The organism is Nocardia sp. CA-290969, assembly GCF_050936135.1.
In the GTDB taxonomy this organism is placed as follows: Bacteria; Actinomycetota; Actinomycetes; order Mycobacteriales; family Mycobacteriaceae; genus Nocardia.
This window is the reverse complement of the sequence record NZ_JBNJNJ010000001.1, coordinates 7,807,299-7,827,104: the sequence shown is the minus strand read 5'-3', so window position 1 is coordinate 7,827,104 and position 19,806 is coordinate 7,807,299. Positions and strand designations below refer to the sequence as shown.

General features: G+C 69.4%; 19 protein-coding genes. 6 read left to right on the top strand and 13 right to left on the bottom strand.

All coding sequences use genetic code 11. The features are described from left to right. Window positions 1–237 precede the first annotated feature (237 nt). A complete protein-coding gene (locus ACQEVO_RS35750) occupies window positions 238–651 on the top strand; it encodes a DUF5319 domain-containing protein (RefSeq protein ID WP_030522220.1) in 414 nt (137 codons plus the stop codon). A gap of 205 nt (window positions 652–856) precedes the next feature. On the opposite strand, the gene ACQEVO_RS35745 is transcribed toward ACQEVO_RS35750, so the two are convergent. The 3 genes from ACQEVO_RS35745 to ACQEVO_RS35735 all read right to left on the bottom strand — a co-directional run bounded on the left by ACQEVO_RS35745 (window position 857) and on the right by ACQEVO_RS35735 (window position 3,735). Then, complete coding sequence (locus ACQEVO_RS35745; RefSeq protein ID WP_432922079.1) at window positions 857–2,056, bottom strand: anti-sigma-D factor RsdA; 1,200 nt, start codon at window positions 2,054–2,056, stop codon at window positions 857–859. After that, the gene (locus tag ACQEVO_RS35740; protein ID WP_432922076.1) at window positions 2,049–2,627 is read right to left on the bottom strand and encodes a sigma-70 family RNA polymerase sigma factor; all 579 of its coding nucleotides are present in this window, start codon (window positions 2,625–2,627) and stop codon (window positions 2,049–2,051) included. Before ACQEVO_RS35740 ends, ACQEVO_RS35745 begins: the two co-directional genes overlap by 8 nt. Window positions 2,628–2,754: 127 nt before the next feature. After that, the gene (locus tag ACQEVO_RS35735; protein ID WP_432922073.1) at window positions 2,755–3,735 is read right to left on the bottom strand and encodes a hypothetical protein; all 981 of its coding nucleotides are present in this window, start codon (window positions 3,733–3,735) and stop codon (window positions 2,755–2,757) included. A 633-nt stretch (window positions 3,736–4,368) separates the two neighbouring features. On the opposite strand from ACQEVO_RS35735, the gene ACQEVO_RS35730 reads away from it, so the two are divergent. Next, window positions 4,369–4,662: a WhiB family transcriptional regulator gene (locus ACQEVO_RS35730; protein WP_280398463.1), complete on the top strand. Its 294-nt coding sequence runs from the start codon at window positions 4,369–4,371 to the stop codon at window positions 4,660–4,662. 145 nt (window positions 4,663–4,807) lie between these two features. Beyond that, complete coding sequence (sigK, locus tag ACQEVO_RS35725) at window positions 4,808–5,422, top strand: ECF RNA polymerase sigma factor SigK (protein WP_432922069.1); 615 nt, start codon at window positions 4,808–4,810, stop codon at window positions 5,420–5,422. 57 nt (window positions 5,423–5,479) lie between these two features. Here the strand turns inward: sigK and groL are convergent, their stop codons facing one another. Next, window positions 5,480–7,087 carry a chaperonin GroEL gene (groL, locus tag ACQEVO_RS35720; protein ID WP_432922066.1) on the bottom strand — a complete coding sequence of 536 codons (1,608 nt, stop codon included), beginning with the start codon at window positions 7,085–7,087 and terminating at the stop codon, window positions 5,480–5,482. 105 nt (window positions 7,088–7,192) lie between these two features. Continuing rightward, window positions 7,193–7,495: a co-chaperone GroES gene (gene groES, locus ACQEVO_RS35715; RefSeq protein ID WP_030522227.1), complete on the bottom strand. Its 303-nt coding sequence runs from the start codon at window positions 7,493–7,495 to the stop codon at window positions 7,193–7,195. 503 nt (window positions 7,496–7,998) lie between these two features. Here groES and ACQEVO_RS35710 point away from each other — a divergent pair. Further along, window positions 7,999–9,579, top strand: a complete 1,581-nt coding sequence (locus tag ACQEVO_RS35710; RefSeq protein ID WP_432922063.1) for an Hsp70 family protein — start codon at window positions 7,999–8,001, stop codon at window positions 9,577–9,579. A 36-nt stretch (window positions 9,580–9,615) separates the two neighbouring features. Here the strand turns inward: ACQEVO_RS35710 and tsaD are convergent, their stop codons facing one another. Genes tsaD through ACQEVO_RS35675 form a run of 7 tightly spaced genes read right to left on the bottom strand, consistent with a single transcriptional unit; the run spans window position 9,616 to window position 16,118 of the window. Continuing rightward, window positions 9,616–10,653 carry a tRNA (adenosine(37)-N6)-threonylcarbamoyltransferase complex transferase subunit TsaD gene (gene tsaD, locus ACQEVO_RS35705; protein ID WP_432922060.1) on the bottom strand — a complete coding sequence of 346 codons (1,038 nt, stop codon included), beginning with the start codon at window positions 10,651–10,653 and terminating at the stop codon, window positions 9,616–9,618. Continuing rightward, a complete protein-coding gene (gene rimI, locus ACQEVO_RS35700) occupies window positions 10,650–11,162 on the bottom strand; it encodes a ribosomal protein S18-alanine N-acetyltransferase (protein ID WP_432922057.1) in 513 nt (170 codons plus the stop codon). The genes tsaD and rimI overlap by 4 nt, the downstream gene beginning before the upstream one ends. A 2-nt stretch (window positions 11,163–11,164) precedes the next feature. Beyond that, complete coding sequence (gene tsaB, locus ACQEVO_RS35695; RefSeq protein ID WP_432922054.1) at window positions 11,165–11,872, bottom strand: tRNA (adenosine(37)-N6)-threonylcarbamoyltransferase complex dimerization subunit type 1 TsaB; 708 nt, start codon at window positions 11,870–11,872, stop codon at window positions 11,165–11,167. 51 nt (window positions 11,873–11,923) lie between these two features. Continuing rightward, window positions 11,924–12,400, bottom strand: coding sequence for a tRNA (adenosine(37)-N6)-threonylcarbamoyltransferase complex ATPase subunit type 1 TsaE (gene tsaE / locus ACQEVO_RS35690; protein ID WP_432922051.1), 477 nt, complete (start codon window positions 12,398–12,400; stop codon window positions 11,924–11,926). After that, window positions 12,393–13,412 carry an alpha/beta fold hydrolase gene (locus ACQEVO_RS35685; RefSeq protein ID WP_432923375.1) on the bottom strand — a complete coding sequence of 340 codons (1,020 nt, stop codon included), beginning with the start codon at window positions 13,410–13,412 and terminating at the stop codon, window positions 12,393–12,395. Before ACQEVO_RS35685 ends, tsaE begins: the two co-directional genes overlap by 8 nt. 56 nt (window positions 13,413–13,468) lie before the next feature. Next, entirely contained in the window at window positions 13,469–14,617 is a 1,149-nt protein-coding gene (gene alr / locus ACQEVO_RS35680) for an alanine racemase (RefSeq protein ID WP_432922048.1), read from the bottom strand. 40 nt (window positions 14,618–14,657) lie between these two features. Further along, the gene (locus ACQEVO_RS35675; protein WP_432923372.1) at window positions 14,658–16,118 is read right to left on the bottom strand and encodes an NAD(P)H-hydrate dehydratase; all 1,461 of its coding nucleotides are present in this window, start codon (window positions 16,116–16,118) and stop codon (window positions 14,658–14,660) included. Between the two features lie 65 nt (window positions 16,119–16,183). Here ACQEVO_RS35675 and ACQEVO_RS35670 point away from each other — a divergent pair, with 65 nt between their 5' ends. Then, window positions 16,184–16,585 carry a cupredoxin domain-containing protein gene (locus ACQEVO_RS35670; RefSeq protein WP_432922045.1) on the top strand — a complete coding sequence of 134 codons (402 nt, stop codon included), beginning with the start codon at window positions 16,184–16,186 and terminating at the stop codon, window positions 16,583–16,585. A gap of 285 nt (window positions 16,586–16,870) precedes the next feature. Here ACQEVO_RS35670 and glmS read toward each other — a convergent pair whose 3' ends face one another. Then, window positions 16,871–18,754: a glutamine--fructose-6-phosphate transaminase (isomerizing) gene (gene glmS, locus ACQEVO_RS35665; protein ID WP_432922042.1), complete on the bottom strand. Its 1,884-nt coding sequence runs from the start codon at window positions 18,752–18,754 to the stop codon at window positions 16,871–16,873. A 36-nt stretch (window positions 18,755–18,790) separates the two neighbouring features. Between glmS and ACQEVO_RS35660 the strand changes: the two genes are divergently transcribed. Next, window positions 18,791–19,675, top strand: a complete 885-nt coding sequence (locus tag ACQEVO_RS35660) for a hypothetical protein (RefSeq protein ID WP_432922040.1) — start codon at window positions 18,791–18,793, stop codon at window positions 19,673–19,675. Window positions 19,676–19,806: the final 131 nt, after the last annotated feature.

Sequence of the window (19,806 nt, the reverse complement as noted above, 5' to 3'; positions counted from 1 at the left end):
CGGGATATAACGGCCCCGAAAGCGAACTGTTACTGGGAACGAACTTTGCGGCGCCGGCTCGATACAACCAGGCCGTGGGACCGGGTGAACGGGTGCTCGTCAGCGCTCGACACCATGGTATCGGTCCGGCCGGACGGCCGATCAACTGAGGGTTCTGGCCGATCGATCGAGACCATCGGTGAAACTGACGGCGCGGACGGCTGGCGCAGACCACCCTGTTCTGCGTACCGTGGGGATGTGCGTGACCATCTACCACCTGGCTTGCCGCCGGATCCGTTCGCCGGAGACCCCGCCGACCCGTCCGCCGCGCTCGATGCCATCGAGCCGGGGGAGCCGCTGGATCCTCATGAGCGCCTTGCGGTCGAAGAGGATCTCGCCGATCTCGCAGTCTACGAGGCGCTACTGGCCCACCGCGGTATCCGCGGGTTGGTGGTGAGCTGCGAGGACTGTCGGCAGGATCACTACCACGACTGGGATATGCTCCGCGCCAATTTGTTACAACTCCTGGTCGACGGCACCGTCCGCCCGCACGAGCCCGCCTACGATCCGACTCCGGAAGCGTACGTCACCTGGGATTATTGCCGCGGCTACGCCGATGCCTCGATGAACGAGGCGTTTCACGGCGACGGGTTCGACGCTTTCGACAGCTGAGTCGGCCGGACCGGCGTGATCGGCCGCTATCGGACGGCCGATCGATTTTTCGGTGTCCGTACCCGGTCGCAACGCACAGCCCCGGACGACCACGGATCTCCAGACCACGAATACGCGAATGGCCGCCCCACTTCGGTGGAGCGGCCATTCGCGTATTCGTTGATCCGGAGCCGCCGAGCCGGCCGATCGCCGGGCGGATCCCTACTCAGTTCGTGGGCAGGCCCGGAACGATGGTCGTCGGGACCTGCTGCTGCGGGACCGACGGCACTCCCGTCTGCGGGAGCTGCGGGGCGGGCGGTTCGACCGGGCCGGGCGAGCTGATCGTGGACGGCGGAACCTGGACGGTCGGCTCCACCGAGTCCGCCCCTGGGCCCTCCGGTGTGGTCGGGCCAGGGGCTTCCGGGACAGTCGTATCCGGTGCGATATCTGGAGCGGTCGTATCGGGCGCCTGAGTGTCCGGGGAATCCGTACCGGGCCCCGGACGATCGGGTCCCGGCCGGTCGGGTGCCGGGGATTCGGGAGCCGGCCGGTCGGGTGCGGTGGCATCCGGCGCGGTCGGCCGGTCACCCCCCGGGCTGCCGGGCACCTCCATCGGAAGCGACTCGCCGGGCGCGGGAGCCGTGGTCACGGTGGCACCGGGGCGTTCGGACGTGCCTCCGGGCGTCACCGGTTTCACCGGCGCCTCCGGGTCCGGCGCGGGCGCCTTCTCCTCGAGCTGGGCGGCGATCTCCGGCGCGACCTTGCCGACCTGGTCGAGCAGTTCGCGCCACCGGGCAACGAGCTCGTTGCGCTTGACCGGATCGTCGACCTTGGTGGCGTTCTCCGCGGCCTGTTCCAGCCGGGCCTTCGCCTGATCGGGCTTGTCCTGCTCGAGCAGCGCCTGCGCGGCGGCCATATCGTCGTCGGCGTACTGCACCACGGTGCTCTGGGCCTGTTCGCTGAAGACCACTTCCTTGACCCGCCACAGGGCGTCGCCGGGTTCGGCCTGATACGAGAACACCGAAAGTCCGCCGAACACCAGCGCCAGCGCGGCCGCCGTGGTCGCGATGGGCCGTAGCAGCCGCAACCGCCCACCGGATTGTGCGCTGATCCGCGCCTCCCGGGCACCGATCTCCTGATTCACCGCCGCGACGACCGTATCCAGATCGGGTGCGCCCGGTAGGGGCGGCGCCACGATCTCGGCTCGCCAATCCGCCAGCAATGTCGCCAGCTGGAGCTCCTCGGTGCTCTCGGTGGGGATGGGCCCGCCCCGGGCGATAGCGTCGATCAGTTCGTCGTCACGACGAACCGCGCTGATATCGACCGGTTCGGACCCGGCACCGGAGCCCTCGGCATAGGGATCGGTGTTCCGCGATACGCGCCGCGCCCGTTTGTCGCCCCGACCGCGCCCGCCATCCCTAGCCATATATTTCACCTGCCCTCGCCACTTGTGCCTTCAGTTTTGCGAGCGCCCTGTGCTGGGCGACCCGTATCGCTCCCGCCGTACTGCCCACGGCGGTCGCGGTTTCCTCCGCTGACAAACCCATCACCAGTCGCAGGATCAGGATCTCCCGATGTTTCTCCGGCAACGTCGCCAGCAGAGTGTTCATCTGCCGGCTCTGTTCGGATTCGAGAGCTCGCTGCTCCGGCCCGTGGTCGGTGGATATGACATCTGGTACTTCGGCCATCGCCTCCGCCTTGTTACGGGAGGCGTTGCGATGGGCGTCGGCGACCTTGTGCGAAGCGATTCCGTATACGAAGGCCATGAACGGCCGACCCTGGTCCTGATACCTGGGTAGGGCGGTCATGACCGCTAGACAGACCTCCTGCGCGACGTCGTCCGCGGAGAGTTGTCCACGCTCCGCGGCACCGATCCGCGCGCGGCAATAGCGCATCACCAGCGGGCGGACCATCTCCAGTACCTGAGCTAGAGCGGACCTGTCACCCTGCGCAGCAGCGGCGACGGCGCGGTCCATCTCTTCGCCCGTGTGCGTCATCGTCAGCGGATTTCCTGGCGTTACAAAGTGGCACGGCCGGGTGCGGCCGGTGCTTCCGCCGGTCCAGCGGAACGGGATCAACAATAGGACACGGTCGCGCGCGCGGGTCGAGACGGTAGAACCTGGGTTACGTTCCGCTGTCGTGAAATCGCCCGCCACGCCGGGTGATGAGCGCACGACACGCGGTGGCGTCGGCCAGCGCGGCGGCGCGGGTATCTGCGACAGGGTCCGCGGCGGGGGCCGGCAGGCCGGTCCGCAACATGGCACATGCCCATCGCAGGGGCAGCAGGCCGGATTCCCGGCACTGGTGGTCGACCAGTGCGGCGAGTTCGGCGGCCCGCCCGGTATCTCCCGTCACCGCGGTCGCCGCGGCGACCAGCAGCCGCGACTTCACCTGGTGCCGAATCGAGGGTCCGCGCTCGGCCAGGTCCCGCGCGACCTCCGCGTCCGCCAGCGCCTGTTGCCCCTGCCCACCGGCGAGTGCCGTTTCGGCTCGTACCCAGTGCAGCCGGACCAGCGCGCGAGAGCGGTCCACGTTGTCTGCGCCGAACTGCTCCGCCGGTGCCCCATTCGCGGCCGGCCCCGTCACCCACCCGGCGCCGGCCAGTAGCGCGGCACAGCGGTCGAGCAGCCTCCTGGCCAATGCGAGGCGGCCGGTTCCGAGTGCGTCGGCGGCCAGACCGGTCAATGCGTCGGCGGCCGCGTCGAGGAGATCCGGCGCGCGGTGGTACCCCCGGCCGCCGGTAGCGCCCGCGGCGGGGTGCCCGCCCGCGGCGCCGGCGGGCAGCCGGGGCAGGACGAGGGCGGCGGCGTAACCGTCGTCGCGCGCGGCCCGCGCATGCCTGCCGAGCTGTCGCCGCAGTGAACCTTCGGTGGACGCGGCGAGTGAGAGCAGAACCGGATCAGTGGTGGCCGTGCGGAGCCGGTACAGCGCCGTCCGGGCGGCCGCGTAGTGTCCTGTGCCACCCAGCGCGACGGCCTGCCACCATATTTCGAGAGCCGCACGCGGCTCCGGCAACTCGGTAGCGGACCGGGTGGGTGACGCACCGAAGGCGAGGTCGGCGAACGGCGAGAAGGGGGCTTCGGAGGGGAGAACCGGGGCGGACACCGGTGCACTGTACCGAGGCCCGGCCGGGCCGGCCGAAGCGAAATCACGCACAACGGCTCGAGGCCCGGGCCTCAGCAATCTTTCAGCATTAATAGAATCACTCGTGTTTCGATCAGGTTAAACTCCGCCGAGCAATCCATGAGCGGATGCGCATCGAATTCTGCGACGTTTCGCTTAATTAACCTGGAAGCCGTCCCGCGGCCACCTGTAATCGTACCGAGATGGGCGATACAACTCCCGGGACGATCCGGGAGCGTCCGGGAATTTCCGGTCCGGACCGTTCGCCCGCCCTCAGCTATTCCGCGTTACCTGCGAAAACGCCGACCAGCACCGACGACAGCCGAGGTCCCGCAACGGGGCAACCACACAGTATCGCCCGAAGATTAGCGGAAGTAAACAGCCATTTGGGTTAAATTCACGGCGCAAAATATCCGACAAATCAGCGCGCCGAACTGTTGACGGAATTTCCCCGATGCCCCTAACGTAACTCATCGCCACGAACGGCGCCGGGCGAAAATCGCATCGGATGCCGGCGGTCTGCGCGTTCCCCGGAACGCCGGGCACCACCCGAGAAGTTGACCCATTACTCGCTCGACAATGCCGACGAGCTCGCGTCTACGAGGAGTTCAACCCATGCCCATGCCCACCCACCTTCCCGGACCGAACGCCGATGTCTGGGACTGGCAGATGCGCGGTTCCTGTCGTGGTGTGGACTCGGCGGTGTTCTTCCATCCCGACGGCGAACGCGGCCGGGCCCGTGCCGCCCGCGAGATGCGCGCCAAGGAAATCTGCCGGACCTGCCCGGTTCTCATGCAGTGCCGGACACACGCGCTGAAGGTCAGTGAGCCCTACGGGATCTGGGGCGGCATGTCGGAAACCGAACGCGAGATGCACGCGCGCCGCAACCGCCGCCGCATGGCGGTGTAATCCACGCTCGGTCGCATCGGCCGAGGTGGGAGTACCGCCGGGATCGCACCGCCGGGCAACCTCGCAGCATCGGGAACGGCGCGGACGCCTCTTCCCCGGGGCCGCATACGGTCTCGGTCATAGCGTGGAGTTATTGTTATGACCGATGACACAGGAGAGTATCGAGCTCTCAGCGCTGTTGCAGCGCTGTGGCCATTCGGACGCCGAGGCTTTCGCCGAACTCTACGACCGGACCCGCACGCGGGTCTTCGGTCTGGTGTTGCGGGTGCTACAGGATTCGGGGTTCGCCGAGGAGACGACGCAGGAGGTCTACCTGCAGACCTGGCGTACCGCGGCGAGTTTCGACCCGGCCCGCGGTTCGGCGGTGACCTGGCTGCTCACGCTCGCGCATCGCCGCGCGGTCGACCGGGTACGCGCCGAACAGGCACACACCCAGCGGGAAATCGCCTACGGCGCGCGGGTACTCGGGCACGACTACGACGAGGTCATCGAGGAGGTCGAGCGCAAACTCGACCATCAGGCCGTGGTGCTGGGCCTGCGCTCGCTGACCGAGACCCAGCGGGAGGCGATCTCGCTCGCCTACTACGACGGGCGAACGTACGCGGAGGTGGCCCGCCAGCTGGAGATCGGCCTGCCGACGGTCAAATCCCGGATCAGAGACGGGCTGCTGCGGTTGAAGAAGAGTATGGCGGCCGCCCCGCCGATCCGCGAGCGGCGGCCGCTACGAGAACGGGCCGTTCACATTCCAGGGAGAATGTGAACGGCCCGTTCTCTGTGTTCCTACCGGTATCGGCCGGGCACCGGCCGGCGGATCGGATCAGTGGGCGTGACCGTGCCCGTGATCGTCTTCCTCCTCGGCCGGCTTGTCCACCACGGCACTTTCGGTGGTGAGCACCATCCGCGCCACCGAAGCGGCGTTGATGACGGCCGAACGGGTGACCTTGACCGGGTCCACGACGCCGTCGGTGAGCAGGTCGCCGTAGGTGAGGGTGGCGGCGTTGAAGCCTTCCTTGCCCTCCCCGACCTTGCTCACCACGACCGCGCCGTCGACGCCGGCGTTGGAGGCGATCCAGTACAGCGGCGCCTTCAGCGCACCGCGCAGCACCTCGGCACCGACGGCCTCGTCACCGGACAGGCCGGCGATCAGGCTGTCGAGCTTGGTCCCCGCCTGCACGAGTGCCGTACCGCCGCCGGGGACGATGCCCTCCTCGACCGCGGCCTTGGCCGCGCTGACCGCGTCCTCGACCCGGTACTTGCGCTCCTTGAGCGCGGTCTCGGTGGCCGCGCCGACCCGGATCACCGCGACACCGCCGGCCAGTTTGGCCAGCCGCTCCTCGAGCTTCTCCCGATCCCAATCCGAATCGGTGGCCTCGATCTCGCGGCGCAGCTGGGCGCTGCGGGCGGCGATATCGTCCTGCGTACCCGCACCGTCGACGATCGTGGTGGCGTCCTTGGTGACGACCACCCGGCGGGCCGAACCCAGTACCTCGAGGCCCGCCTCGCGCAGATTGATGCCGAGATCGGGGTTGACCACCGTACCGGCGGTGACGACGGCCAGATCGTCGAGGAACGCCTTGCGGCGATCGCCGAAGAACGGCGCCTTGACCGCGACGGCCTTGAGGGTCTTGCGGATCGAGTTCACGACCAGGGTGGACAGTGCCTCACCCTCGACGTCCTCGGCGATGATCAGCACCGGCTTACCGGATTCGGCGATCTTCTCCAGCAGCGGCAGCAGATCCGGCAGCGAGCTGATCTTCTCGCGGTGCAGCAGGATCTGCGCATCCTCGAGCACGGCTTCCTGGCTGTCCGGATCGGTGATGAAGTAGGGCGAGAGGTAACCCTTGTCGAACTGCACGCCCTCGGTGACGACCAGCTCGGTCTGCATGGTCGACGATTCCTCGACGGTGACCACGCCGTCCTTGCCGACGGTGGTGAGCGCCTTGCCGACCATCTCGCCGATTTCCTCGTCGCGCGAGGAGACGGTGGCGACCTGGGCGATCGCCTTTTCACCGTTGACGGGGGTGGCCGCGGCCAGCAGGGCCTCGGACACCGCGTCGGCGGCCTTGGCCAGGCCCGCGCCGATGGCGATCGGGTTGGCACCGGCCGCGATGTTCTTCAGTCCGCCGCGCACCATGGCCTGGGCGAGCACGGTGGCGGTGGTGGTGCCGTCGCCGGCCACATCGTTGGTTTTGGTGGCGACGCTCTTGACCAGCTGGGCGCCGAGATTCTCGAAGGGGTCCTCGAGATCGATATCACGCGCGATGGTGACACCGTCGTTGGTGACGGTGGGGCCGCCGAACGATTTGGCCAGCACCACATGCCGGCCGCGCGGGCCGAGAGTGACCTTGACCGCATCGGCGAGCTTGTCGACACCGCGCTCCAGTGCCCGGCGAGCCTTCTCGTCGAACTGGATCTGCTTTGCCATATGTCTTCGCTCCTGTATCTGGTGCGCTTCGAGTTGTGTGGCACAACGCACTCCGCCCCGGGCCAGATTTCGACACCGGGGCGGAACGCATGCGCGGCAGTCGGATTACTTGCCGACGACAGCCAGCACGTCGCGCGCGGACAGGATCAGGTATTCCTCACCCTGGTACTTGATCTCGGTACCGCCGTACTTGCTGTAGATGACGGTGTCGCCCTCCTGGACATCCAGCGGGATGCGCTTTTCACCTTCGTCGTCCCACCGGCCGGGGCCGACGGCGACAACGGTGCCTTCCTGCGGCTTCTCCTTGGCCGTATCGGGGATGACCAGGCCGGAGGCGGTCGTCGTCTCGGCCTCGTTGGCCTGGACGAGGATCTTGTCCTCGAGCGGCTTGATGTTCACGCTCGCCACGTTGAGCCCTCCACTTTCAGGGGATAACGGTCGTCCGGAACTGTTGTCCCGGACCATCGATTCGGTCACGATGCTGACCCTGCGCACAGCCCCGTCGTCGCGGGTGCCGGGACCGCCTGCTCAGTAGTCAAGCCTGGCACCGGGCAACAATCGGTGCCAGCTAGCACTCTATACATGAGAGTGCCAGCGCTCAAGGGCGGGCGGTGCCAACACACCGGTTCGGGTCTCGAAATGATCTTGCTGTCACCAAGACGCCACCGAACCGAGGCCGCTGGTCGCCGGGTTGAGACCCCGAAAAGGCGGGTAGCCCTACAGAAACAGGGCTTCCCAATGATTCTCCGACTCTGTAACGTTCCCATAACAGATCGTGGCACCATGTGTGATGGTTGTTCGCGGAACCACCGCTCCCCGCAGACGGCGGTGGTTCCGCGGACAGCCTCGGCCCATGTCCGGACCGGCCGGCGCGAACGACGAGGTTCCGCTCGAAGGGAGGTGAAGAGAATATGCGTACGTCGCTCGGCATCTCCGCCGGGAACGAAGTGGTGTGCTCCGCACTGGTCACCACCGCGACCAACGGTGCGCGGAAATTCGACTACCGGGTCGTCTCCGCCGACGCCCATTCCGACCTCGGCGATCTCGTCGCGTCGTCGATCGAGCTGATGACGACCCAGCTCCCCGCGACCCATCCACCCGAAGCCGTTTTCGGCCCGCATGTTCCCGCTCCCCGGACCTCCGGCCTCGATGTCGTCGCCGAACGCCCGCCGACCGGGGTCGCCGTGGCCTACCGCGGTAAGGAACAGGCACAGGCCATCCGGATGGCCACCGGTAAGCACCGGGAGCCGCGGCTGGTCCCCGAAACCACCGCGGCACTGACCTTCCTGCGCGATACCGGCCTGGTCGACCGCTACGGCACGGTGGCGGTGATCGATCTGGGCGCCTCCGGGTGCACCGTCTCGGTGGCCGACCCGGCCGACGATACGGTGCTGCACTCCGCGCGCAGCACCACGGTCAGCGGGCGCGCGATCGACGAGCTGCTCTACCGGCATCTGGTCGATCAGCACTACGCCCGCCGCGGCACCCGGCCCAATCGCAGCGTGCTGGTGAACCGGGCGCGGACCGCCAAGGAGCATCTGTCGGTCACCCAGGCCGTCACCATCGATCACATCGCCGGGCGGCCGCTCAAACTCACCCGCCCCGATTTCGAACTGCTCACCGCCGGGCTGTTGCGGGAGCTCGCGCGATTCACCACCATGACCTTCGGCCTGTCCGACCGCGCCCCGGAAGCGGTGGTGGTGATCGGCGGCGGCGCGAATATCCCGGCTGTGCTGGAGACCCTGCGCAGCGAACTCGACCTGCCCGTACTCACCGTCCCGGATCCGGACGCCGTGATCGCCAAAGGCGCCGCGCTGCTGGCCGATACCGCCGGATCCGGCGCGCCGATCGGTGCGCTGGCGCCCGACAAATCGGGCAACACCCTGCTGAAGGCCTTCGGCACGGTCGCCGGTGCCATCGTGGTGGTCGGGCTGATCGTCGGGTACGGAATGAACACCGGTCAGCCCAGCTCCGACGACGAGGTCTCCCCCGCGGGCACCACCAGCAGCGCCCAGCTGCCGCCCACGACCACCTCGGCCGCCCCCACCACGCCCGAGGCGCCGATCACCACCCAGGGAGATCCGCAGCCGATCGAGGAGCCGGACGACGGCGCCTACACCCCGACCGACGAGCCGACCTACCAAGCGCCGGCGACCACCGAACCGAGCACCGGCGCGGCACCGTCCACGAGCGGTGAGCCCTCCTCGCCGTCCACCGGGCCGACCACCACGACCGACTCGGGTCCCACCTCCACAACACCGTCCCAGCCGACCCTGCGCCCGGATCCGAACCTTCCGCCGATCCCGTTCCCCGAGGGACTGGGTCCGGGTGCGCTCGCACCGCCCCCACCCGCACCGGAACAACCGTCCCCGGATTCCCCCTCGACCTCGGACGCGCCCCCGGACAACGGCACCCAGAGCACCGAGACGACGTTCCAGGTCACGCCTCCACTGCCCGCTCCGGGGCTGCCCGGCACCGGATCCTCCGGTTAGGAAGCGTTTTGCTGAAACCGGCCCGCGGCGAGCCGTTCAGCTCACTTGGCTGACCGAGACCGGCAGACCCGGATCGCTGGCCACCGACAGCGGCGACGGCTCGGCACCGCCACCGATCACATGCGCGCCCAGCGCGGCGATCATCACACCGTTATCGGTGCACAGCCGCGGTTTCGGGATGCGCAGCGTCAAACCCGCCGCGGCGCATCGTTCCTGGGCCAGCGACCGGATACGGGTGTTCGCGGTGGCGCCACCGCCGAGCACGAGGGTATCCACGCCGACATCCTGGGCCGCGCGCACCGCCTTCATGGTCAGCACATCCGCGACCGCCTCCTGGAACGAGGCCGCGATATCGGGGATCGGCAACTCTTCGACACCCTGCCGGTGTTGGGCTTCCACATAGCGGGCCACCGCCGTTTTCAGGCCGGAGAAGGAGAAATCGTAGCGAGGGTCGCGCGGGCCGGTCATACCACGGGGGAACGCGATCGCAGACGGATCGCCGGTCGCCGCGGCGGCGTCCAGCGCGGGACCGCCCGGATAACCGAGCCCCAGTAACCGCGCCACTTTGTCGAACGCTTCGCCCGCGGCGTCGTCGACGGTGCTGCCCAGTTCGACCAGCGGTTGCGACAGATCCGTGACGTGCAGCAGATGGGTATGCCCACCGGATACCAGCAGGGCCACGCAAGGCGGCATCGGGCCGTGCTCGAGGGTGTCCACGGCGACGTGCCCACCGAGATGGTTCAGCGCGTAGAACGGGATATCCCACGCCGCCGCATAGGCTTTCGCGGCCGCCACACCCACCAGCAGGGCACCGGCCAGACCGGGTCCGATGGTGACCGCGAGGGCGTCGGGCGCGACGATACCGGCGGCCGACAGGGCCCGCCGCATGGCCGGCACGATCGCTTCGAGATGAGCGCGGGAGGCGATCTCGGGAACCACACCGCCGAAGCGGGCGTGTTCGGCGACACTCGAGGCGACTTCGTCGGCGAGGAGTTCACAGGTGCCGTCGGGGTGACGGCGCACGATCCCGACGCCGGTTTCGTCGCAGGAACTCTCGATCCCCATGACGATCACGACAGCACCTCGTCCGGAGTACGCGGGATCACGCCCGCGGGAACGTCTTCCAGGGCGGGGCGACGCATGGTGTAGGCGTCGGCGCCGCTGGGGTGGTAGTAGTTCTTGCGCAGGCCGATGATGTGGAAACCGTGTTTGGCGTAGAGGGCGATCGCGGCCGCGTTATCGGTGCGCACCTCCAGGAACACCGGCCCGCCGCGGCGCCCGGCCTCGGCGAGCAGCGCCTCCAGCAGTACGGTGCCGATACCGGCGCGGTGGCAGGCCGGGTCGACCCCGATGGTGTGCACCTCGGCTTCCGGATGTTCGGCGTCACCGAGCAGCGCGATTCCCGCGTAGCCGACCATCTTCCCGGATTCGTCGCGGGCGGTGATGTAGCGGTTGTAGCCGGCGGCCAGTTCCGAATGGAAGGACACGGCCTGCCACGGATCGTCCTCGGGGAACAGCAGCTGCTCCAGTTCCACACAGCCCGCGATATCGGCCGGCTCCATGGGTTGGATACGAATCGTCATCGTCACGCTCCCATCCGGTCGAGGGTGCGGTAACTGCGTTCGACCGCGTCCGGGCGACGCAGGTACAACGGAACCAGCGGCTCGGGTGCCGCGCCCGACAGCAGCGCGGCCGCCGCCACCCGCACCAGCCCGGCCGGCGAGGGTGTCTGCACGGGCAGCGCGGGCAGGTCGAACAGGGCGGTGTGGGCGGCGGAACCCGCGACCCGTGTGGCACCGGCCGGATCCAGATCCGCGGGTTTGCCGACATCCGGGCCGGCGATCCGCCGGGTACCGCGGTCGCGGTAACGCGCGGAGTACACCTCGCGCCGGCGCGCATCGGTGACGACGAGTAGTTCGTCGCCGGGACCGAGTTCCTCGGCACAGTCGACGGCGAGCGCGTCCAGACTGCATACACCGTGCACCGGGATACCCAGCGCATCGCCGAACGCGGCCGCGGTGGCCATCCCGACGCGCAGGCCGGTGAACGGACCCGGACCGATACCGGCGACCACCGCCGCGATATCCGTACGGGCGACCCCGGCCTCGGCGATACATTCCAGGATCTGCGGAGTGAGCGCCTCGGCGTGGGCGCGGGCATCGACGAGTGTCCGGACGGCGAGGGTCCGCGGGCGGGCAGTGCCCGGGCTGTTCGCACCGGCCGCCGCCTGCTCCAGCTCGACCAGTCCCGCCGTGACGGCAGGCGTCGCGGTGTCGACAGCAAGTGCAAGCATGATCTGGTCCACGATACCGGGTGACGGACCGCACACGGCCGTGGCGCACGGCTACTCGTCGGCGGCGGTGGCCACCCACTCCCAAGTCGCCGTGCGCACTTCGGATTCCGGTTCGCGCGACATCCGGACCAGCAGATGCCGGCCGGTCAGCCGTTCGACCACACCGCTGCCCCATTCCACCACCACGACCGCGTCGTCGAGTTCGGTGTCCAGGTCCAGGGCGTCGAGTTCGTCGAGGCTGCCGCCCAGCCGATAGGCGTCCACGTGCACCAGCGCGACCGGCGGGCCGTCCGCACGCTGCCCCGGGGGATGCCGGCGGGCGATGATGAAGGTCGGCGAACTGACCCGGCCGCCGACCCCCAGGCCGGCGGCGATACCGCGGGTGAGTGCGGTTTTCCCGGCGCCCAGCGGCCCGTCCAGCACCACCAGGTCACCCGCGTGCAGCCCGGCGGCGAGTTCGCGGCCGAGTGTCTCGGTGTCGGCCACGGTCGGCAGTTCGCGTGCGCCGCGCTCGCGGTGCTCACCCACCGGTGGCCTCGTACCGATCGTCCGCGCCGACCACACCGGCGCGCACCAGCAATCGGTCCAGGGCGGCGTTGGTTTCCTCCGGGTACTGCAGTTGCGGCATATGCGCGCACTCCGGCAGCCGGACGAGTTCGCAATCGGCCAATTCCCGCGCCAGCATCCGGGAATTCCGGAACGGGATCACCAGATCCCGGCTGCCGCCCAGGGCCAGCACCGGAATATCGCGTAGCACCGGCAGAGCCGCGGCCTCGTCGTGTAATTCGATGGCCTTCAGGAACTTCACCACGGTTTCCACGGGTGTCCGGTCGATCATCATGGTGGTGAACCGGGACAGGGTCGGGCTCACCGGTCCGTGGAACGAGCTCACGTGCAGGATCGGGGTGATGATCTGCCGCGCGGTGACCCGCCCGGCCTGCACCAGCGCCGGCGCGGTGTGTACCGCCAGGCGGAAACCGTCGATCGCGGGGTTGCGCAGTAGCTGCCCGATCCCGGCGGAGGTCACCTCCGCGGCGGCGGTGGACAGCAGCGCCACCGCCCGCACCCGCTGCGCGAACAGATCGCCGGCACGGGCGGCGGCGGCCAGCACCGCCATCCCGCCGAGCGAATGCCCGACCAGGATCAACGGGCCGCGTGGCGCCTTGGCGTCGATCACCGTGAGCAGATCGCGGCCGAGCTGGGTGACCGTACAGCTGTCGGTCTCGGGTGTCCCCGACCGCCCGTGCCCGCGCAGATCGAACAGCACCATCCGCAGTCGCGAACCCCAGCGTTGCGCGAGATGGTGGCGCTGGAAGTGGAAGGACTCCATGCTGTTACAGAAACCGTGCACGAAAACCACGGTCGCCTCGGCATCGCCGGTACCCCATTCGCGGGTGGCCAGGCACACACCGTCGTCGGCGATCACCTCACCGGCCCGGTCGAGATCGATCAGCGCGAAATTCTCGTCCCGGTACTCGTCGCGCACCGGCGGCCACAGCACTTTCGCACCGGCCCGGCGCAGTGCGTGCACACCCGCCATGGCGGCCACCACACCGGCCGTGGCCAAGCCCCCGCGTAGCAGGGTCGTTCGTGGTTTCACCGTTCTCCTCCCCGATACCGGCGGTGTACCCGCCCGCGCGGCGCGCACACCACTTCGTAGTGGATCGTGCCGAGCAGGTCCGCCCAGTCCTGGGCGCGCGGTTCACCGTGGGTACCGGGCCCGAACAAGATCGCGGAATCACCTTCGGCGACCCCCTCGCTGTTGTCGCCGAGGTCGACCACCAGCTGATCCATGCACACCCGGCCGCGGTTCGGGCGGCGCCGGCCGCCGACCCACACCTCCATGCGGCCGCCCAGCGGGCGGAACACCCCGTCGGCGTAGCCGGCCGGGATCAGCGCCACGGTCGTATCGGCCGGTGCGATCCACTCGTGGCCGTAGGAAACACCTTCGCCCGCGGCCACCCGTTTGACCAGCGCCACCTCGGCCTGGAAGGTCATGGCGGGACGCAGATCGAATTCGCCGATCTCCGGCACCGGGGTCAGCCCGTAGACGGCGATCCCGGGGCGGACCATATCGAACGCGAGGTCGGGCCTGGTCAGGGTGGCGGCGGAGTTCGCCAGATGCACGAGTTCCGGTTCGAGGCCGTACTCCTTGGCGGTAGCGATGGCTTCCAGGAAGCGGTCGCGCTGGACATCGATCACCGGGTTGTACGGCTCGTCGGCATGGGCGAGGTGGGAGAAGATCGCCCGGAACCGCACGACCTGCTCGTCGACGAGTCTTCGCAGTGCCGCGAGCACCACGGGATAGTTGTCCGGATCGACGCCGTTGCGGTTGAGCCCGGTATCGACCTTCAGCGTGACGATGGCGCGCCGTCCCAGCTTCCGGGCGGCCACGGCGACCGCGTCCAGCTGTTCCGGCGAGGAGACCCCGAGCTCGATATCGGCGGCGATCGCCGCGGCGTAATCGGCGTCCCGCACATTGAGCCAGCACAGGATGGGTGCCTCGATCCCGGCGGCCCGCAGTGCCACCGCTTCGTCGACCGTGGTGACCCCGAGTTCGGCCGCGCCCGCCGCCAGCGCGGCCCGCGCGACCTCGACAGCGCCGTGGTTGTAGGCGTCGGCCTTCACCACCACCATCACCGCGGCATCGCCGGCGTGTGCCCGCAGGACGCCCACGTTGTGTGCGATGGCATCCAGATCGACGATCGTCTCCACTTGCCCATTCACACCTGTCGATACTGCCATCTCCCCAGGCCGCCGGGCACGCTCAGGGTGCGGGACCGGCTCAGACCGGGAGGGACCGCACGGCCGCGATGGCGCGGGGCAGGTGACGCAGCAGCGGGGTCGCCGAGATCGGTGCGGCGGCGTACGCGTCCGGACGCATAGCGAATGCCGCCGACTCGGCCGCCATCGCGTGCACCCGGGCGGCCGCGGCCGCTGCCCAGCCCGGCTTCCGGCCTGCCGCCAGCAAGGCGCCGAGCACACCCGACAGCACATCACCGGCACCGGCCGTCGCGGCCCAGGAGCCGCCTGCCTCGTTGACCAGTACCGGCCCCCCGGGCTCGGCCACGAGGGTGGACCGCCCTTTCAGCAGGACGGTGACCTGCCACGATTCGGCGAAGTCGCGTACGGACGCGACGCGGTCCGGACCGGGCTCCTCGCCGGTGAGTCTGCGGAACTCGCCCGCGTGCGGGGTGAGGACGGTGGCAGCTCGGCGGCCACGAACCAGTTCGGGCTGTTCGGCCAGCATTGTCAGCCCGTCTGCGTCGATCACGACCGGTAGATCGGTCGCCAGAATTTCGGCGAGACGGTCGCGTGCGGTGCGATCGGTCCCGGAGCCCGGCCCGAAAACCCAGGACTGCACTCGACCGGCGGCGCCGAGGTCGGGGGCCGCGACCACTTCGGGGTACTGCGCGAGGACGGCCGGGCCCGCGCTCCCGATATACCGGACCATCCCGGAAGTCGCGGCCACCGCTCCCCCGGTGCACAGCACAGCCGCACCGGGGTAGGTTTCGCTGCCGGCGTGCACCCCGACGACTCCCTGCGTGTACTTGTCGTCCGCCGGGCCGGGAACCGGCCAGCCCGCACCCACCGCCGCAGGCTCCAGGGCGGCCAGCCGCGGGGCCGGGAGACGTAACCCGATGGGCACCAGTTCGATTCGTCCGCAGCGGGCGGCGGCCAGCGCGTGCACCGGTTTTCGGGCGCCGAACGCGACGGTGACTGCCGCCTGTACCGCGGGACCCTCGACCGCCCCGGTGTCCGGGTCGACACCGCTGGGCAGATCGGCAGCGATAATCGGAACATCCGACTCCGCAACAATTCTCGCCGCGGCGGGACGCAGCGGTCCCCGGCCGGAGATGCCGACGATTCCGTCGACCACCAGCTCCGCGCCGGCCAATCCCCCGACGGCCGCAGCGGAGTCGGTACAGATCCGGCCCCCGGCCTTGCGCAAGGCAGCCAGCCCCGCCGCATGCGCCCGCTCCGGATTCAACAGGACCGCCGTCACCACCACGCCCCGGCGGCGCAGCATCGACCCCGCCCACAACGCATCCCCGCCGTTGTCCCCCGACCCCACCAGCAGGCCCACCTTCCGGCCCGCCACTCCGCCACTGCGGGACCGCAGTTCGGCCGCCACCACCCCGGCGAGACCGTAGGCGGCCCGCCGCATCGGAACGCCCGCGGGCACCCGGGTGAACAGTTCGGCCTCCGCCGCGCGCACCTCATCGGCCGTGTAATAGCCGGACAGCTCGGTCACCGGACATACCTCCGCACTCGACGGGTCACGTCGCCAGCAGACTACGCTTGGCGACCATGCCCAGACCTCACCGTGCCGCACTGGCCGCCGCCGGCGGATTCACCCTCGTGGCGGCCCTGCTGACCGGTTGCGGATCGGACGATCCCGCCGCACCCGGAACCGAGGCGTCGGGCACCCATGCCCCGCAGCATCCGGAGGCGACGATCACCGTCTTCGTCGAAGAGGACGCCTTCTCGCCGGCCGAGATCACCATCACCGCGGGCGATACCGTGTCCTGGCATTTCGACGGCGATCTGCCGCACGGTGTGCAGGGTATCGGCGACAAGGCGATGGGCCTCAACAGCCCGCTGTTCGAGGTGGGCGATTGGAGCTACACCTTCACCGCGCCCGGCGAATACCGCTACCTGTGCCCGATCCACCCCGATATGCGCGGGACGATCACCGTCGAAGAAGCCTGATTCCCACCCGCTCGGGATCACGCCGAGCCGCTCGACTGCCTGCACGTCTTCCCGGCTCATCGGGTCGCGCGCAGGCCGCATCCCGAATGCCTCGCTCACGGCGACCGTGCGTTCACCGGCCTCGCGATACCCCGCGCCGTAGCGTTGCGTAGCGGGCATCCCGTTCGGCGCGGCCGATCCACCGGCGCATGAATCCCGTCGCGGCGCATGCGGCATCCAGTCCGCTTCGCACCCAACGCGCGGGTTGCCGCGGCCCGGCTCGCCCGTAACGGAGTGGGTGTACTCCTACTCCACCGTCACCGATTTGGCGAGGTTGCGCGGTTTGTCCACGTCGTAGCCGCGGGCCTGCGCCACCTCGGCGGCGAAGATCTGCAGCGGGACCGTCGACAGCAGCGGCTGGTACAGGGTCGGCGCGGACGGGATCTCGATCAGATCGTCGGCGAACGGCCGCACCAGATCGTCGCCCTCTTCCGCGATGACGATGGTGCGCGCGCCCCGCGCCTGGATCTCGCGGATATTGCTGACCAGTTTGGCGTGCAGCACCCCGCGACCCTTCGGCGACGGCATCACCACGATCACCGGCAGCCCGTCCTCGATCAGCGCGATCGGCCCGTGCTTCAGCTCACCCGCCGCGAAACCCTCAGCATGCATGTACGCCAGCTCCTTGAGCTTGAGCGCACCCTCGAGCGCCACCGGGTAGCCGACGTGCCGGCCGAGGAACAGGATGGTCCGTTCCCGCGCCAGCTGCCGGGCGATGGCCCGCACCTGCGGCGCCGTTTCCAGCACCCGGTCCACCAGTTTCGGCATGGCCTCCAGCTCGGCGAACTCGCGGGCCACCTCGTCGGGGTACTTGGTGCCGCGCGCCTGCGCCAGCGCCAGCCCGACCAGCAGGTTCGCCGTCACCTGGGCGAGGAACGCCTTGGTGGAGGCCACCCCGATCTCCGGCCCGGCCCGGGTGTAGAGCACCGCGTCGGCTTCACGCGGGATCTGCGCACCGTTGGTATTGCAGACCGCCAGCACCCGCGCCTTCTGGCTCTTGGCGTGCCGGACGGCTTCCAGTGTGTCGGCCGTCTCGCCCGACTGCGATACCGCGACCACCAGGGTCGAGCGGTCCAGTACGGGGTCGCGGTAGCGGAATTCGCTGGCCAGCTCCACTTCCACGGGCAGCCGGGTCCAGTGCTCGATGGCGTATTTGGCGACCAGGCCGGAGTGGTAGGCGCTGCCGCAGGCCACCACGAAAACCTTCTCCACATCGCGGAGTTCCTGGTCGGAGAGGCGCTGCTCGTCCAGCACGATCCGCCCCGCCCGGCTGGGGCTGTGGTCGAAGTGACCGATGAGCGTATCGGCGACCGCGCCGGGCTGCTCCTCGATCTCCTTCAGCATGAAGTAGTCGTGGCCGCCCTTCTCGGCGGCGGCCAGATCCCAGTCGATGGTGAACGGCCGGGAATGCACATCGTCGGTGGAACCGTGGAAATCGGTGACCCGGTAACCGCCGGCGGTGATCACCACCGCTTGGCCCTCGCCGAGTTCGACCGCTTCGCGGGTGTGCTCGATGAACGCGGTGACGTCGGAGGCGATGAACATCTCGTTCTCGCCCACGCCCACAACAAGCGGGGTGGAGTGCCGCGCGGCCACGATGGTGCCCGGATGGTCGGCGTGGGTGAAGACCACGGTGAACGCGCCCTCGAGCCGCCGCAGGACCGCCAGCACACTGGCCTCGAAATCGCCCGCGGTCGGACCGTCGGCGTAGGCCCGCGCCACCAGGTGCACGGCGACCTCGGAATCGGTCTCGCTGCGCAACTCGACCCCGGCGTCCTCGAGTTCACGCCGCAACGGGACGAAGTTCTCGATGATGCCGTTGTGCACCACCGCGACCTTGCCGCTCGCATCCTGGTGCGGATGGGCGTTGCGGTCGTTCGGCGCGCCGTGGGTGGCCCACCGGGTGTGTCCCATTCCCGTGGTCCCGGCGAACACGCCCGGCCCCGCGGCGTCCAGCGCCGCTTCCAGATTGCTCAGCCGCCCGGCGCGCCGCTCGACGGCGGCATGCCCGGCGCCGTCGAGAATCGCCACGCCCGCGGAGTCGTAACCTCGGTACTCCATGCGGCGCAAGGCAGCGACGACGACGCCCAACGCGTCCCGGTACCCGACGTACCCCACGATTCCGCACATGGCTCACCAGAGTACTTATCGGCTAACGTTCTCGTCGTGTCGGCGTCTGTGAAATCACTTCTGAGCACTCTGACCAGCCGTGGCCCGCACCGGGTGTTGCGCGGAAACCTGGCGATCGCGGGTCAGCCCGGCGTGGTGTACACGCCCGAGACCGGCCGCGACCTACCCGCCGTCGCCTTCGGCCACGGCTGGCTCAACGGCGCCGGCAACTACGGCACGCTGCTGGAACACCTCGCGTCCTGGGGTATCGTCGCCGCCGCTCCCGACACCGAACGCGGCCCCCTGGCCTCCCACTTGAATCTGGCCACGGACCTGCTCACCACGCTCGATATCTGCACCGGCGTCCGGCTCGGCGACGGCACCTTGACCGTGCACCCCGAACGCCTGGCCCTCGCCGGCCACGGCATGGGCGCCGGCGCCGCCGTCCTGGCCGCCGCCCAGCGCCGTGTGGCCGCGGTCACCCCACTCTTCCCGGCCCCCACCGCACCGCCCGCCGAATCGGTGGCGTCCGGTATCGACGCGCCCGCCCTCGTCCTGGCCGGCGTGTCCGATATCGATTCCCTCGGTTCCAACGCGGTCCCCCTGGCCGCCGCCTGGTCGGGCCCGGTCGTGCTGCGCACCCTCGAAGGCGCCGGCCACAACGGCCTCGCCGAGGGACGTCGCCTGCTGGCCGCTCTCGGCGGCGGCAAACACGAACCGAAGACGGCCCGCGCCACCCGCGCCCTCCTCACCGGCTATCTCCTGCACACCCTCCTCGGCGACAAGACCTACGCCGCCTTCGCCGACCCGGACACCTCGATCCGCCACACCCACGTCATCGACCCGGCCGCCGCGCTCTCGGACCAGGAGGAGAGCCGCAAGGCCGCCGCGACCCCCGATCCGGCGACGGTGGGCAAGCTGGTCCGGACGCTGCGCAAGTAACAGCCCCGGCCGGAGATCGGTCCGGGCACCCCACCTCGCGCTCTACGCGCATCCGGTCGAGCAACCGCCTGTTCGGCGCAGTTGCCGGGTGTGCCGCGAGAGATCCCGAAACCGGTAGTCGCCGTCCTTGT

What these genes read in the sequence shown, in the direction of transcription:
- ACQEVO_RS35745 (WP_432922079.1), bottom strand. Translation starts at nt 2,056, where the DNA reads ATGGCTAGGGATGGCGGGCGCGGTCGGGGCGACAAACGGGCGCGGCGC.
- ACQEVO_RS35740 (WP_432922076.1), bottom strand. Translation starts at nt 2,627, where the DNA reads ATGACGCACACGGGCGAAGAGATGGACCGCGCCGTCGCCGCTGCTGCG.
- ACQEVO_RS35730 (WP_280398463.1), top strand. Translation starts at nt 4,369, where the DNA reads ATGCCCATGCCCACCCACCTTCCCGGACCGAACGCCGATGTCTGGGAC.
- sigK (WP_432922069.1), top strand. Translation starts at nt 4,808, where the DNA reads ATGACACAGGAGAGTATCGAGCTCTCAGCGCTGTTGCAGCGCTGTGGC.
- groL (WP_432922066.1), bottom strand. Translation starts at nt 7,087, where the DNA reads ATGGCAAAGCAGATCCAGTTCGACGAGAAGGCTCGCCGGGCACTGGAG.
- ACQEVO_RS35710 (WP_432922063.1), top strand. Translation starts at nt 7,999, where the DNA reads ATGCGTACGTCGCTCGGCATCTCCGCCGGGAACGAAGTGGTGTGCTCC.
- rimI (WP_432922057.1), bottom strand. Translation starts at nt 11,162, where the DNA reads ATGACGATTCGTATCCAACCCATGGAGCCGGCCGATATCGCGGGCTGT.
- tsaB (WP_432922054.1), bottom strand. Translation starts at nt 11,872, where the DNA reads ATGCTTGCACTTGCTGTCGACACCGCGACGCCTGCCGTCACGGCGGGA.
- ACQEVO_RS35685 (WP_432923375.1), bottom strand. Translation starts at nt 13,412, where the DNA reads ATGGCGGGTGTGCACGCACTGCGCCGGGCCGGTGCGAAAGTGCTGTGG.
- alr (WP_432922048.1), bottom strand. Translation starts at nt 14,617, where the DNA reads ATGGCAGTATCGACAGGTGTGAATGGGCAAGTGGAGACGATCGTCGAT.
- ACQEVO_RS35670 (WP_432922045.1), top strand. Translation starts at nt 16,184, where the DNA reads ATGCCCAGACCTCACCGTGCCGCACTGGCCGCCGCCGGCGGATTCACC.
- glmS (WP_432922042.1), bottom strand. Translation starts at nt 18,754, where the DNA reads ATGTGCGGAATCGTGGGGTACGTCGGGTACCGGGACGCGTTGGGCGTC.